Raw genomic sequence first — 14,870 nt, 5'->3', positions numbered from 1 at the left:
GACCCGTCCGACCGGTCCCTCCCCCGGGACGTCCGTCAGCCCGCCGTGTTGATCATCGAGGCGGCGGCGTACGTCAGGTACTTCCACAGCTGCGCCTCGTGCTCCGGTGCCAGACCCAGCTCGTCCAGCGCGACCCGCATGTGCCGCAACCACGCGTCGTGGGCGGCCGCGTCCACCTGGAACGGCGCGTGCCGCATCCGCAGGCGCGGGTGGCCGCGGTGTTGGCTGTAGGTGGTCGGACCGCCCCAGTACTGCATCAGGAACAGCGCGAACCGCTCCTCGGCGGGCCCCAGGTCCTCCTCCGGGTACATCGGGCGCAGCAGCGGGTCCTCCGCGACCCCCTCGTAGAAGCGCCGGACGAGGCGGCGGAAGGTGTCCTCGCCGCCCACCTGCTCGTAGAAGGTCTGCTCGTCAAGCGTGCCCCGCGGGATCTCATTCACCTGACCATCGTCTCAGACGCCCGGATCCAGGACCGAGGTCCTAGGACCGTCCCCCCGAGGCCCGCCGGCCTCCCTGGCACCCCTTGGCACCCCTGGCCCCCCTGAGCCCGCCGAGCCCCTCGCGTTCGCACGCGGCGGCCCGGAGCAGGACAGTGGAGGCATGGCCGCACACACCGCGCACACCGAGACACGGGATCTGCGGGAGACCGCGCACGCCGCCCAGGTGCGGGAGCTGACCGCCGCCGGTGTGCTGGAGGATCCGCGCTGGCGGGCGGCCTTCGCCGCCGTGCCCCGGCACGTGTTCGTCCCGTACTTCTGGACCGGCCGCGGCGCCGGTCACGAGCGGCTCTGGGCGCAGGATCCCGACCCCGAACGACGGGCCCGTTGGCTGCGCGGGGTCTATGTGGACACCCCGCTGGCGACGCGGATGCGTGACGGCCGGCAGGTCTCCTCCAGCAGCCAGCCCTCCCTGATGGCGAAGATGCTGGCCGCTTTGGACGTGCGCGACGGCGACGACGTCCTGGAGATCGGCGCGGGTACCGGCTACAACGCGGCCCTGCTGTGCCACCGGCTCGGCGAGGAGCACGTCACCACCGTGGACCTCGACGAGGAGATCACCGAGTCCGCGCGGGCCCACCTGGCCGAGCTCGGGTACCGGCCGGTGGTGGTCACCGGGGACGGGGCGCGCGGCTGCCCCGCCCGGGCCCCGTTCGACCGGATCATGGTGACCTGCACGCTGCCGCTGATCCCGCACACCTGGCTCGGCCAGTGCCGGCCGGGGGCGCGGATCCTGGCGCCGCTGTCGACGGGGTTGATCGCGCTGACCGTCCGGGACGCGGGTTTCGCCGAGGGCAACTTCCTGCACACCTCGGCGTACTTCGTCCCGCTGCGTGGGGCCACGGCCGCCCCGCCGCCCGACCTGGCCGGAACGGGGTACGGGCTTCCGTACGAGCTGGTGGAGAACGAGCGCTTCCAGTTCATGCTCGTCCTGACCGCGGGCGTGCTGCACCCCCGCGAGGCCCTCGACCTGTGGCGCCGCGAAGGCCGCCCGGCCCGGGAACGCTTCGGCGTCTCGGTGAGCGCGGACGGCCAGTGGTCGTGGCTCGACGATCCCCAGGGGCCGTACGTGTGGCCCCTGGGGGAGGGGTGAACCGAGGACCGGATCAGCCGCGGCGGATCGTGATCGTCGTCCAGGCGCCCACGTGGACCCGATCGCCGTCGGCGAGAGGGACCGGGACGTAGGGCTGGATCGGCTCCTCGCCGCCGTTGATGGTGGTGCCGTTGGTGGAGTTCTGGTCCACCACCGCCCAGCTGAGGTCGGGCTGCTGGACGAGCACCGCGTGCTGGTGGGAGACGCCCGGGTCCTCCGGGGGCACCGACAGGTCGATGTCGGGGGACTCGCCCGTGGAGGCGCGCCGGCGGCCGATGGTGATCTGTCCGCCGGACAGCGGAAGGTGCTGCTCCGGAGAGTAGGCGGGCAGGTTCAGCCCGGCGGCCTCGGGGCCGCTGCGCTGCATCATCGCCATGAAGTACGAGCGGTCGGGGCCGATCGTCGCGTTCCAGGCGCCCCCGCCCTGCGGCGGGAAGGGCTGGTGCTGCGGCGGAGGCTGCTGCTGGTACTGCTGCTGGGGCGGCGGTCCCTGCTGCTGGTACTCCTGCTGGTACTCCCGCTGCTGTGGCGGCGGGGGCTGCTGCTGGTACTGGGGCTGCGGAGCCTGCTGGTACTCCAGCGGCTCGTGCGCGGGCGGCGGCAGCAGCCAGTCGTCCTCGCGCTGGAGCGGCTCGGCCGGCCGGTTGACCCGGGACGGCCGCGAACCCTGGTACTCGAAGTGGTCCTGGGAGTAGGTCCCGGGAGCGGGCACGGGCGGCGGAGGCGTACCGCGACCTCCGGCACCGCCGCCACCACCGACGCCGACCCCCGTCGCCTGGGGGCCCTGGTCCGGAACCGGCGGCGCGTACGAAGTCGAGCTACGGGTGAGGTAGTTGTAGCGGCATTCCTCGCAGAACGGCGCCATGGCTTCGCGCGGGGTCCGGCACTGCGGGCAGAGCTCGGCCTGGGCGGTCGGTTCACCGGCGGTCGGGGGGAAGCCGTAGCCGTAGGACGGCACCGGAGGCGGGCCCTCCGAGGCAGCCATGCGATGGCCGCAGACCTCGCACCAGTCGTCGGACGCGGACTGGTGCCCGTTCGGGCAGGTCGGCATGGCGGCGCTTCCCCCTTCTTCTCCCTGCGTCATCACGTCAGGTCTCAGGTCTTCTTCACTCGGACGGTCTGCGTCGAACGCGTATCGAGAGTCATCTCGTCGGCATCGGCGACCTTCGCTTTCAGCCGCACAGTACCCGCCACCGCGTCCACCACATCCACCACCTTCGCCAGGAGTCGTGCTGTGTCGGCGTTTCCGGAGGAACTCGCCAGTTGTACCGCACGCCCCAGCTTGGCCGTGGCACCACCGACATCGCCCATTTTGCGGGCTTCCAGGCCCTGCTGGATAGCCTCCGCCAGCTCCGCCTGTCCGGTGTAGTGGGCGACCTGCGCGTTGATGGCGGTGGACGCCGCGAGATCGTTCGTCCACACCGCGCGCACCAGGCCCTGGGCCAGTACGGTCGGTTTCTCCTCCGGCCCGCCCGCCGTGGCCGGCAGGACGAGCGTGGCGCGGGCGGCCAGCATCTCCTGGCCCACGGTGGCCGTGGGCACGCGGACGCACACGTGGTACTCGCGGGACTCGTCGCCCCACGACCCGGTCGGATAGTCACCGGCGAGCGGGCCCGCCTCGGTGCGCCGGTCGGTCAGGTCCTGGAGGATGGGAGCCACCTGCTTGACGTACTGGATCTCCACGCCGACCGGGGTCCACAGGCGCATAGCGACGTCCGCGACCTCCTTGCCCATGACGTTCTCCATCATGCGCGTGAAGTCCTCGGCGAGGTGGGCCGGGTCGGCCACGATGTCGGCGGAGCCGAGCAGCGCGTGCGCGATCCCGGTGACCTCCTTGACGTCCCAGTCCGTGCCCACCCCGCGGGCGTCGCAGGTGAAGCGGCCCGCGCAGGCGTCGAGAGTGGCGCGGAGCACGGCCGGCTCCTCGTGCTCGTTGCGGCCGTCGGTGAGCAGCACGCCGTGCCGGATGGCGGCGGTGGAGCCGCGCAGCAGGCCGTCGGCGAGGCGCAGCCAGGTGCCGATGGCGGTACCGCCGCCGGAGCTCAGCCCGCGCAGGGCCTCCTTGGCCTGGGCGCGGGTGGCCGCGTCCGCGACCGCGAGGCGGCCCTGGCCCGGGTAGACCTCCTTGGCCACGTGCGTACCGGCGATCACCGCGAAGGCGGTGCCGTCGCGCAGGGTGTCGACGGCGGCCGCCGTGGCCTCACGGGCGCCGCGCATCTTCTCCGGCGGGTACTCCATGGACCCCGAGCAGTCGACCATGAGCACCACGGCCGCCGTGCCGTCGGCGACCGGTGCGCGCGTGGCGGTGGCACCGCCGGTGGCGGTGACCGTGACGATGGCGTGGACGTCCCGTCCGCCCTCGGGGAGAAACTCGTTCTGGTACACCTCCACGCTGAACCGTGGGGCACTCGGCTTGGCGAAATTCGCCATCGGTTGGACTCCTAGAGGGCTCGGGCAGGCGGGTCAGACCTGCGGGCGCGCTTCCACTTCCTATTCCGGTCCTGCCGCCGGGCCTGGCTCCGCATCCGGTCCCGGTTCCTGCTCGGGTGGCGTGGCGAACGGCACGATCGCCACGGTGACGTTGTCGTGGCCGCCGCCGTCGAGGGCGTAGCCCACCAGTACCTGGGCGCTGTGCAGCGGGCGGGTCGCGGCGTCGGTGGGTACCACCTGGGCCATCTCCCGCGCGGATTCCGCGTAGTTCCACAGTCCGTCGGTGCAGACCACCACCACCCCGGGGTGGTCGGGCTTGAAGGTCGCGGTGTGCGGTTCGAGGTCGTACGCGTCGGCCCCCAGCCAGCCGGTGATGGCGTGCGCGCGGACGTCCGCGTAGGCCTCGGCCTCGCCCATCAGACCGGCGGCGACCATCTGGGCGGCCCAGGAGTCGTCCTCGGTGAGCCGGCGCGGCAGGGCGGCACGGTCGTCGGGGATCCAGTAGGCACGGCTGTCGCCCACCCAGCCGATGGTCAGCAGGCCGCCGCTGACGACGGCGCCGACCAGGGTGCAGGCGGGGGCGTTCTGCGCGCCCGGGGTCTCCGGGGCCAGGGCGTTCACCGCGTCGGCGGCGGCCAGGATCGCCTCGTGCATGGCCTCCTGGGGGTGGGCGCCGCGGGGCAGCGCTTCGAGCAGCGCCTCGTTGGCGGCGCCGGCGGCCGCGGCCGAGGCCTCGTCGGGGCGGCTGGCGGAGGAGACACCGTCGCAGACGATGGCCACGGTGGCGGCGGAGCCGTCGGGCAGGGCGGTGGCCGCCACGGCGAACGAGTCCTCGTTGCGGTGGTGGCGCAGCCCCCGGTCGGTGACGGCGGCGACGCTCCCGAGCTCCTCCTCGATGTGGTCGCGCTCGCGGGGCTGCGCGTGCCCGCAGTGCTCGCAGTACCCGTCGGTGTCCACGTGCCCGGCGCGGCAGGCGACGCAGGTCTTCCCGCCGTCCGGGGCCTGGGCCGGGGCTTGGACCGGGGCCGGGGGCTGCGGGGCGCCGTACGCCGGTTCCTGGGCGGACTCGGCGCCGTACGGGTTCTCGCCCGCGGGGTGCCCGCTCCCGTCGGGCGTGGTGCCGCCGCCCGGGAGGTCGTACCGGGCCCGCGGGGCGTCGGTCGTGGCGCCGTAGGGGTGCTCCGCCGCGCCCCACGGGGTGCCTTCCGGCGGGGTGCCGTCGCCGTACGGGTTCCCGTGGCCGGAGGCCGCGTAGGTGGCTCCGGTCGGGCTCTGCCGCGGCTCCGGTTCAGGCTCCGGTTCCGCCGGGGTGGTGGCCCAGTCGGCAGGGTCGCCGACCAGTGTGGGCGCGGCCGCGGCCACACTGCCCCAGCCGGGCGCGGGCTCGACGGCGGCAGCGTGCGAGGTGCCGGGGGCCGGGCTCCCGTAACCGCCCGCGCCCGCCCCCGCGCCCCCGCCCGCGGCGGCCGACGGTGACGGTGGCGCCGGTGGGATGGGGATGGTCGGATGGTCCACGGCCGCCGGGGGCGAAGCGCTCACGGCGTAGCCGCAGACACCGCAGAAACGGTCACCCTCCTCCAAGGGTTCCGCGCAGCTGGGGCAGCCCGACAGCCGATGCATCGACATCACTCACACCCACGTCCGGGGACGGAAACGGTTTGCCCGTTCCACCAGTTCGATCCTCTCCTCGCCACGCCGCGCCAGCCGTGCGAGGACGCGGTACGAGCGCTCCAGTCCGAAGCGCAGGCCCCGCTCGTCCAGTTGACTGCCGAGCAGCGAGGTGCGGCCGGGGTCGGAACCCCGGCTACCCGACAGTACCCAGTCCAGGGCCGAGCCCAGAACCTCCGTCGCGAGCCGCTCCTGCCGCTCCGGGTCCAGCCCGAACCGCCGTAGGGCCTCCACCTGGTCCGCTGCCGCCGCCAGGTCGGCCAGCAGCGGCTCCTGCGGGGACCGGTCGCGCAGACGTGCGCGTACCGCCGCCACCCGCGCGGCGGTGTAGTGGATGGACGCCTCCGGCACGGATTCCAGCGTGCGCACGGCCGCGTCCCGGTCCCCGGCGGCCAGTTGGACCCGGGCCAGCCCGAAGGCCGCGCTCACGAATCCCGGGTCGGTGATCCACACGAGCCGGTAGTACTCGGCGGCGTTGTCCAACTGGCCCAGCACCTCGGCGCACAGCCCGAGGGCCAGCTTCGGCGCGGGCTCGCCCGGGAAGGCGTCGTAGATCGCGTCGAAGGACAGGGCCGCTATCTCGTCGTCACCGGTGGCCAGCGAGGCGATGCCACGGGCCCACACGACCCGCCAGTCGTCCGCGTGCCGGGTCTCCAGATCCGCCAGGGTGCGTCCGGCCGCGGGCAGTTCACCCAGTTCCAGGTGCGCCCGCAGCTCCCGCAGCCGTAGCTCGGCCGAGTCGGCCGGTGCCGCGTTCAGGGCGCCCAGCAGGTCGCCCGGCGCGGAGGCCAGCAGACCGGTCAGGAAACCGGCGTTCGGGTCGGTCGAGTCCACCAGCGGTACGGGCAGGGCCAGCGCGCTGTCGCGGGCGTCGAGGGTCGTCGCTCTCGCGGCGGACCGCTCCGGGGACAGGAGTACGGGTACGGGTGCCACTCCCGCGCCCTGGAACGCGGCGGGCGGCGCGGGCCGCTGACCCGGCACCGGCGCGGCCGTCACGTGCGTGGCGGTGCTGCCGAGCCCGGGCACCGGCGCGGCACCGGTCCGGTTCCCGGGCGGGGCCGTCGCCGCCCCGCCGGTCGGGCCTCCCGCCGTTCCGGGCGCGGAAGCCGCCGCGGGCAGGGCGGCCGCGCCGCCGGGCGCGTGGATCCCCGCGGCGACCCCGGTGCGGGACCCGGCGTGCGCCCCACCCGGGGCCGCGCCGCGGCTCAGCATCGCGAACAGCCCGCCACCCCGCCGGGAGGCGATCGGCCGGTAGCCCAGCCGGGAGACGACCTGGTCGGCCACGTCGGCGAACAGTCGGGTGTCCGGAACGCGCAGCTCCGGGCCGAAGAGGGTCGACAGCTGCGGCCGCGGCCGGCCCGTCTGCAGGGCGACCACCTCCCGCAACACGCCCGTCAGCTGGTCCGCCATCTCCTGCGCGGACGAGAACCGCCGCCCCGGATCCGGGTCGGTGGCCCGCACCAGCAGTCGGTAGAAGGACTCGTACCGCCGGAACACCTCGATGTGTTCGGGGTCCGGCAGCGAATCCACGAACACATTGGTGTAGCCCTGGAAGTCGAAGGTCAGCACGGCCAGCGTCCGCGCCACCGTGTACAGGTCGGAGGCGACCGAGGGGCCCAGCTCCGCGACCTCGGGGGCCTGGTAACCCACCGTGCCGTAGATGGCCGACTCGGCGTCGTCCATCCGCCGCACCGCGCCCATGTCGATCAGCTTCAGCTGGTCCTGCTGCTGGATCGCGTTGTCGACCTTGAAGTCGCAGTAGAGGAGGTTCCTGCTGTGCAGGTGGCCGAGCGCCTCCAGCGCCTCGATGCCGTAGGCGCACGCCTGCTCCACCGGCAGCGGGTCGCGTCGCCCGTCCGGCCGGCGCCGCTCGTTCGCGATCTCCTTCAGCGATTTGCCGCCGACGTACTCCATGACGATGTACCCGTCCAGCGAACCGGTCCGCTGGTCCAGGTGCTCCACGAAGTTGTAGATCCGCACGATGTTGGAGTGCTCGATCTCCGCGAGGAAGCGTCGCTCCGAGATCGCGGCCTCCATCGCGTCCTGGTCCCCGGTGTCCAGCAGGCCCTTGAGCACCACCCACCGGTCCGCGACCGCCCGGTCCACCGCCAGGTACACCCAGCCGAGACCGCCGTGCGCGAGGCAGCCCGCCACCTCGTACTGGCCGCGCACCACATCACCGGAGCGCAGCTTGGGCACGAAGGAGTACGGGTGTCCGCACTTGGTGCAGAACCCTTCCGTCCGGCCCGGCCGGTCGCCCCGGGAGCGGCCCACCGGGGCCCCGCAGTCCGAGCGCGAGCAGAACCGCTTGCGCTCCGGCACCTCCGGGTTCTCCAGGACCGCGGTCGACGGATTCGGACGCGGCACCTCCGGCACGTTGACCAGCCCGGCGCCCAGCCGGCTGCGGCCCGAGGCCGCCGAGCCCGAACTGCGCACCGACACCGAACGGGTGGACGTCGTCCCCGACACCGAGCGCGACAGCCGCCCGGACACCGAACGGCGCGAGGAGGAGGAGCGGGAGGACCGGGCCGAGGCCGAGGACCGCGCCGAGCCGTGGGAGCCCTGCGAGCCCATCGACCCACGGGACCCGCCCGACCCCAGGGAACCCCGGGCCGCGCTCGTCATCCCGGTCGGCGGCGACACCAGCTCGTCCGCACCCGCGGCGATCGAGCCGATCGGCGCCAGCCCGCACGTGTCGCAGTAGACCTCGCCACCGCCCATGTCCTCGTACGCCCCCGGACAGCCGGGGCGGACGCACGTGGTTCCGATCAGGCTCATGCGTCCCCCTCTCCCGGCCCGTCGGGCCGCTGTTCCTGGTCTCGCGGTTGCTCGGGCCGGTGCTGCGGCACCAGCGACTCCGCCGTCGCCTGCTGGTAGCGCAGGACGGCCTGCTCGGCGGCCCGCAGGTCGCAGGGCGCGCTCCACAGCATCCGTCGGGCGGTGTCGTACCGCTCGATCAGCAGCGGGTCCTCCGCCATTCCGTGGCGGGCGACCTTCGCCTTGTACGCGTCGAGCCGCCCGCGCAGCTCGGCCCGCACGGCCAGCGGCGCCGTCACCGCGGTCAACGATTCACGGGCCCGCCGCAGTTCCTCCTCGGCGCGCACCTCCAGCAACTCCAGCAGCGGCGAGAGCCGGTGCCAGCGGGCCTGGCGCCGGTGCTCGGCGGCCGCCGCGAGCTGCTCCTGGAGCACCGTGGGCGGGCCGCTCACCGCGGGCACCTCGGACGCGGCGATCTTCGCCAGCACCTCGCCGCGCGCGGTCCGCGCCTCCGCCAGGGTCCGGTCGGCCCGCGAGAGCACGTCCCGCAAGGCGATCAACCGCTGCTCGGCGTCCTGCCGTACGTCCAGCACCGCCTCGATCTCGCGGCGTACGTCCTCCAGCGCCAGCGCGGCCCGGTCGTAGCGCCCGGTGTCCGGACGGCCGCCGCCGGGCGCCGAGCTGCCCGTGGCCGGCAGCCAGAAGGCCAGCGGATCCGCGATCACCTGGGTGCGCAGCTCCGTCAGCTCGGCGGTGATGTCCTCCAGGTCGTCGCCCGAGGGGTGCTCGCCCGGCCGCACGCCCACCGAGTGGGCCAGCGAGCGGGTGCGGTGCAGCTCGGCGGCGAGCAGGTCGATCCGGGCGGGCAGCGCCGACCACACGGCATCGGCGGCGACCACCACGTCCAGCGAGCGGGCGTACAGGCCGTTCATCCGCGCGACGAGCTCGGCGAGCGAGAGCCGCTCGGCCAGCGCCACTCCCTCGGCCGCGGCCCCGGCGATCAGCACCCCGGGCCCGCGCAGCCGCTCCGTCAGCTCGATGAGGTCCTCGCGGCTCGGCCAGCGCCGCCGCTCCCGGACCTCCCGGGCGGCGGTCAGCGCCCCGCTGTAGGCGTCGAAGTACGTCCACAGCCGGGTGATGTCCGCGTCGGCGGTCGTCCAGCGGTCCTTGGTGGTACCGGCCAGCGCGGCGCCCTCCAGCAGCCGGCGCCCGGCATGGTCCTGGAGGGCGAGCAGCGAGGTCTCGACGGCCTCGTGCTCCGCGCCCAGCCGGGACAGGGCGCGGTCGACGTCGTCCCGGTCCATCACTGCAGACCCCGCCTCCACCGATTGTGCCTCCGCTTCCGCCGCCGCCTCCGGGTCCGACCTCGTATCCTGCCCCGCGCCCGGTCCCGTGTCCGAAACCGTCACGGACCTCAGCCGTCCCGGTACTTGGGCGCGGGAGGCGCGGTCACGCCGGGCAGCACGGGCTGCAGGTGCTTGAGGTAGGCCCTCATCCACGGGCTCTCACCGCCGCCCGCGCGGTAGTTCTCCAGCACCTTGTTGACCCGGCGGACCAGGTCGGAGGCGTCCTTGTTCATCGCCACCCCGTAGAACTCACGGGTGAAGGGTGAGCCCACCAGCTGCACGGACGGGTCCTGGGCGGCCTGGCCGGCCGCGAGGGCGTTGTCGGTGATGATGCCGTCGACCTCGCCCAGCTGGAGCCGGACCAGGCAGTCGAGCTGGTTGGCGACGGTGACCGCCGCCGAGCCGTACGACTGGGCCTTCAGGGCCGACTCGGCCGTGGAACCGGACGCGACGCAGATCCGCTTGTCCTTCAGCGAGGTGTCGTACCCGGTGATCGGCGAACCCTTCGGCACCAGCACCTGCTGCCCGGCCTCGAAGTAGGCCGTCGAGAAGGCGACGTCCTCCAGCCGCTTGCAGTTGATGGTCATGGTCCGCACGACGATGTCGACGCGCCCCTCCTGGAGGGCGGGGATGCGCTGGCTGGTGGGGATGGCCCGGTAGATGACCGCGTTCTCGTCGCCCAGGATGTCCTTGGCGATGGCCTTCACCAGGTCGATGTCGAAGCCGTCGAGGCGGCTGCCCTCGGCGGTCTGGTTGCGGTATCCCCAGCGGAAGCTGTTCTGGTCCACGCCGGCGACGAGCTTGCCCGCCGCCTTGATCCGCGCGATGGTCGCCCCGTCCACGTCGGAGGGACGCAGGCTGGCCTCGGGGTCCTGGCAGGTGTCGGTGAGGGTCCAGGGCGTGGCCGGAGCCGCGGCCATCGAGGCGGGCCGGCGGACCACGGGCTTGCCGGTGTCGGGCGTCGCGTGGGCCAGCGGCAGCAGGACGACGGCGACGGTCGTCGCACAGGCGACGGCCATCGCGCTCACCCCGCCCCAGCCGCGCAGCCGGCCGGCGGCACGGCGCAATCCGGACGCAGCGCCCGCGCTCGCCGCGTGCCGGGCCCGGCCCGCGCGGCCCTCGCGGCCCGCGGGGTTCCCGACGCCCTCGCGGCTCTCGACGTTCTCGTGACCTTCGGCGGCCCGCCTCGCTCGTATCCGCATCGCGCTCACCTGTACTCCGAAAGCCTGCGCCCGATGCCGAGCAGAGCCGCTGTCGCGCCGATGACCACCAGGACCGCGGCGCCCGTCACCAGGCCGCCCAACGCCCCGAGTCCGTCCTGGGCGGCCCGGGTGAACTCCTCCTGCTCGTGGGTGACGGCCTGTTCCAGGGAGGCGTCCACCGTGTCGAAGGCGGCGCCGCTGCTCTCCTTGTGCTTCTCGTCCCCGACGACCAGGGGCAGCGCGGCTTCGTAGTCCCCCTTCAGGTCCGCCTCCCGGGCCGCCGAGTGCCGCTGCTTCCACTGCTGCACGCCGTCCGCGGCCCGGCCGACGGGATCCCGGCCGGCCGCGTCGTCGGCGAGCCGCAGCGCGGTCGCCAGTCCGGCGTCCAGCTGCTTCATGTTCTGGGTGAAGTCCACGTCGTACTTGTCGGACTTCTTGTCCTCGGCCAGGACGGCGCCCCGCGCGATCAGCGTCAGGTTCTCACCGGCTCGCGCCTGCAGGGAGGCGATCCGCGCGTCGTTGAGGACCTTCAACGACTCCTGCCCGTCCGCGCGGGCCTCGCTCAGCGAGGACCGGGCCACCGTGTGCCCCACGGCGAGCCACAGCAGGACCACCACCGAGGCGGCCGTCGCGGCCACGAGCCCGTGGTTGAGGACCCGGTTCGTGTGCCGGTAGTTGCGCCGCTGCGCCCACACGAGGGCGGCGACCGCGAGCAGGCCCAGACCGATCGACGCCAACGGCCAGGACCGGGCGTCGTCGTCGTCCTGGTAGAGCCGCTTCGTCTCGGACTCGTACAGCCGCTGGGCGGCGGGCAGCAGCTGGGTGGTCATCTGCTCGTTGGCGTAGCGGAGGTAGGCGCCGCCCAGCGGCAGGCCTTGCCGGTTGGTGGCCCGGGCCTGCTCGATCAGACCGGTGTAGCGCGGGAGCTGCTCGCTCAGCACGGTGATCTGCCGGCGGGAGTCCTCGTTGCCGCCGGTGTTGGCCGCGGCGCTCACCAGCAGCTTGGAGGCGTTGGCGATGTCCTTCTCGTACCGACTGCGGACCTCGCGCGGCTCCTGGGCGCCCAGCAGGAACCCGCTGGAGGAAGTCGTGTCGGCGTCGGCCAGGGAGCGGTAGATGCTCGCCGCGTCCGCGCTCAGCGGCTGGCTGCGGCCCACCACGTCGTCGGCGGCCGCGGCCCGGTCGGAGATCTCCCAGACGCTCACCGTGCCGAACAGCACGATCAGGGCGGCCAGTACCGCGCCGATGATCCGCAGCCGGCCCGGCTCGGTGGTCGCCGCCTCGCGCAGCCGCTCCACACCCTCGGCCCAGGCGGTGCCCCGCCGGGCCGGCCCGGCGGGCGGTGGCGCCGTCGGCCCGGCGGACGGCACGGAAGCACCGCCCCCTGGCGCGGGCGCGCGTGATGTGATCGCCACCGTGACCTCCCCCTCGGTCCTGTCGTCCTCCAGCCGACGCTGGGAGGTACCCCCTGCGCAGCAGTATGGCCGTAGTGCCGGTCGACCACAGCACCCGGTGCTGGATCCAGGGCGATCCGTCCCCGAGGGCCCCCTTCGTCGCCCCTTCACCGTCAATACGTCCCTACGGGCGCCACGGTTCCAGACCGGAGGACTTCCCGGGCGGGTTCAACCGAAATGGGTACGGAGCTTCCGGTGCGCCGGGGGAGGGGACCCGAGCGCGTCCAGGCCCAGCAGACCGGCGCCCAGCACCGGCGAAGCCGTGATCACGGAGATCCGGGCGTGCGGGGCCCGCTCGGCGAGGCCCGCGGCGATCCGCTCGTTGAGCTGCGGATGGCCGGCCGCCAGCACACTGCCGCCCAGCACCACCGGAACCTCCCGATCCAGCAGATCCAGGCGCCCCAGCGCCACCGATGCCATGGCCACCACCTCGTCCGCCTGCCGGTGCACCAGCGACAGCGCCACCGGATCCCCGGCGGCCGCCACCGCGAACAGCACCGGGGTCAGCTCGTGCCGCCGCGCGTGCGGCAGCCGGCCCAGGTGCATCGCCTCGATCAGCGAGGCCATCGACGCGTGGCCGAAGTACGCGGGCAGCGCCCGGGCCAGCTCCGTCGGCCCGCCCCGCCCGTCCTCGGCCCGGGCCGCGCACCACAGGGCCTCCTCGGCCAGTCCGCCCCCGCCGCCCCAGTCGCCGGAGATCCGCCCGATCGCGGGGAAGCGCGCGGTCCGCCCGTCCGGGGTCATCCCGACGCAGTTGATGCCCGCCCCGCACACCACCGCGACGCCGCACGGGTCGGCGCCTGCCGGTAGTCCGGCGCGCAGCAGTGCGAACGTGTCGTTGCGGACCGTCGTCGTACGGCCCCAGCCGCGCCGCTCGATCTCACGCGCCAGCTCCCACTCCTCCACCGGGAAGTCCGCGTTGGCCAGGCAGGCCGACACGTGCTCGACCCACGGCCCGGCCCCGGCCCCCGTGCCCGCGTGCAGGCCGGCGTCGGCCATCGCCTCGGCCAGCACGTCGACGGCCGCGGCCACGCCCGTCCGCGGCGGCTGGAAGCCCCCGGCCTGGCCGGAGCCCAGCACCGAGCCGTCCGGACCGACGAGCGCCACGTCGGTCTTGCTGTTGCCCGCGTCGATCGCCAGCACCGAAGGAAGGGTCACGCCCATGGCAGGTGCTCCTTGTTGTGCGCGAGGAGTCGGTCGGTCAGCCCTTCGGCCAGGTCGAACTGCCCGATCAGCGGGTGCGCCAGTAGTGCGTCGAAGACCCGCTCGCGCCCGCCGCGCAGGGCCGCGTCGAGCGCGAGGTCCTCGTACGCGCTCACGTGCGCGATCAGCCCGGAGAACAAGGGGGCCGGCCGGGGCACCGTCAGCGGGACGGCGCCGGATCCGTCGACGCGGGCCGGCACCTCGATCACCGCGTCGTCCGGCAGGAAGGGCAGCGTGCCGTTGTTGTACGTGTTGACCACCTGCACGGTCGGCCCGCCGTCGCCCAGCAGCGAGGCCGCCAGGTCGACGGCCGCCTCGGAGTAGAAGGCGCCGCCCCGTTTCGCCAGCAGCGCCGGCTTCTCGTCGAGCGCCGGATCCCCGTACAGGGCGAGCAGTTGCCGCTCCATCGCGGCGACCTCGGCGGCCCGCGAGGTTTTGGTCCCCAGCTCCCGCACGACCTCGTCGTGGGAGTAGAAGTAGCGCAGGTAGTACGAGGGCACGACACCGAGCCGGTCCAGCACCGCCCGGGGCAGCCGCAGGTCCTCGGCGACGGCCTCCCCGTGCGTGGCGAGCAGTTCCGGCAGCAGGTCCGCGCCGTCCGGGCCGCCCCGGCGCACGCCCATTTCCCAGGTGAGGTGGTTGAGGCCCACGTGGTCCAGGTGGATGTCCGCCGGCGCCAGGTCCAGCAGGGCCGCGAACTTCCGCTGGAGGCCGATGGCGACGTTGCACAGCCCGACGGCCTTGTGTCCGGCCCGCAGCAGGGCCCGGGTGACGATCCCGACCGGGTTGGTGAAGTCGATGATCCACGCGTCCGGGTTGGTCCGCCGGACGCGCTCGGCGATGTCGAGGACCACCGGGACGGTGCGCAGCGCCTTGGCGAGCCCGCCGGCGCCCGTGGTCTCCTGCCCGACGCAGCCGCACTCCAGGGGCCAGGTCTCGTCCCGCAGCCGCGCGGCCTGCCCGCCGATGCGCAACTGGAGCAGGACCGCGTCGGCCCCGGCGACGCCCGCGTCGAGGTCGGAGGTGGTGGTGACGCGGCCCGGGTGGCCCTGCCGGGCGAAGATCCGTCGGGCCAGGCCGCCGATCAGCTCCAGCCGTTCGGTGGCCGGGTCGATCAGGACGAGTTCGGCGACGGGCAGGGTGTCGCGCAGCCGTGCGAACCCGTCGATCAGTTCGGGGGTGTAGGTGGAACCGCCGCCCACCACTGCGAGTTTCAACGT

The 14,870-nt window shown here is 74.0% G+C and carries 11 protein-coding genes; 1 reads left to right on the top strand and 10 read right to left on the bottom strand.

Translation table 11 applies throughout. The features are described from left to right. Positions 1–35: 35 nt before the first annotated feature. Positions 36–440, bottom strand: coding sequence for a globin (locus tag ACGFYY_RS11330; RefSeq protein WP_150257476.1), 405 nt, complete (start codon positions 438–440; stop codon positions 36–38). 160 nt (positions 441–600) lie between these two features. Between ACGFYY_RS11330 and ACGFYY_RS11325 the strand changes: the two genes are divergently transcribed. After that, positions 601–1,590: a methyltransferase domain-containing protein gene (locus tag ACGFYY_RS11325; protein ID WP_393708378.1), complete on the top strand. Its 990-nt coding sequence runs from the start codon at positions 601–603 to the stop codon at positions 1,588–1,590. A 13-nt stretch (positions 1,591–1,603) separates the two neighbouring features. Here ACGFYY_RS11325 and ACGFYY_RS11320 read toward each other — a convergent pair whose 3' ends face one another. The 9 genes from ACGFYY_RS11320 to ACGFYY_RS11280 all read right to left on the bottom strand — a co-directional run bounded on the left by ACGFYY_RS11320 (position 1,604) and on the right by ACGFYY_RS11280 (position 14,867). Next, positions 1,604–2,641 carry an FHA domain-containing protein gene (locus ACGFYY_RS11320; RefSeq protein WP_393708376.1) on the bottom strand — a complete coding sequence of 346 codons (1,038 nt, stop codon included), beginning with the start codon at positions 2,639–2,641 and terminating at the stop codon, positions 1,604–1,606. A gap of 44 nt (positions 2,642–2,685) precedes the next feature. Further along, positions 2,686–4,020 (bottom strand): VWA domain-containing protein, encoded by a 1,335-nt coding sequence (locus ACGFYY_RS11315; protein ID WP_393708374.1) that lies wholly within the window; start codon positions 4,018–4,020, stop codon positions 2,686–2,688. 60 nt (positions 4,021–4,080) lie between these two features. Beyond that, the gene (locus tag ACGFYY_RS11310; RefSeq protein WP_393708372.1) at positions 4,081–5,646 is read right to left on the bottom strand and encodes a protein phosphatase 2C domain-containing protein; all 1,566 of its coding nucleotides are present in this window, start codon (positions 5,644–5,646) and stop codon (positions 4,081–4,083) included. 3 nt (positions 5,647–5,649) lie between these two features. Continuing rightward, entirely contained in the window at positions 5,650–8,466 is a 2,817-nt protein-coding gene (locus tag ACGFYY_RS11305; protein ID WP_393708370.1) for a tetratricopeptide repeat protein, read from the bottom strand. After that, positions 8,463–9,749 (bottom strand): hypothetical protein, encoded by a 1,287-nt coding sequence (locus ACGFYY_RS11300; protein ID WP_393708368.1) that lies wholly within the window; start codon positions 9,747–9,749, stop codon positions 8,463–8,465. Before ACGFYY_RS11300 ends, ACGFYY_RS11305 begins: the two co-directional genes overlap by 4 nt. A 110-nt stretch (positions 9,750–9,859) precedes the next feature. Next, complete coding sequence (locus ACGFYY_RS11295) at positions 9,860–10,810, bottom strand: glutamate ABC transporter substrate-binding protein (RefSeq protein WP_393708542.1); 951 nt, start codon at positions 10,808–10,810, stop codon at positions 9,860–9,862. A 188-nt stretch (positions 10,811–10,998) separates the two neighbouring features. Then, on the bottom strand, positions 10,999–12,408 hold the full coding sequence (locus ACGFYY_RS11290; RefSeq protein ID WP_393708366.1) for a hypothetical protein: 1,410 nt from the start codon (positions 12,406–12,408) through the stop codon (positions 10,999–11,001). A 207-nt stretch (positions 12,409–12,615) separates the two neighbouring features. After that, on the bottom strand, positions 12,616–13,611 hold the full coding sequence (locus ACGFYY_RS11285) for an N-acetylglucosamine kinase (protein WP_393708364.1): 996 nt from the start codon (positions 13,609–13,611) through the stop codon (positions 12,616–12,618). Continuing rightward, a complete protein-coding gene (locus ACGFYY_RS11280) occupies positions 13,602–14,867 on the bottom strand; it encodes a 6-phospho-beta-glucosidase (RefSeq protein ID WP_393708362.1) in 1,266 nt (421 codons plus the stop codon). Before ACGFYY_RS11280 ends, ACGFYY_RS11285 begins: the two co-directional genes overlap by 10 nt. Positions 14,868–14,870: the final 3 nt, after the last annotated feature.

It is taken from the genome of Streptomyces sp. NPDC048331 (genome assembly GCF_043201215.1).
In the GTDB taxonomy this organism is placed as follows: Bacteria; Actinomycetota; Actinomycetes; order Streptomycetales; family Streptomycetaceae; genus Streptomyces.
Note: the sequence above shows the minus strand (reverse complement) of the source record. Positions and strands in the feature narration are given on the sequence as shown.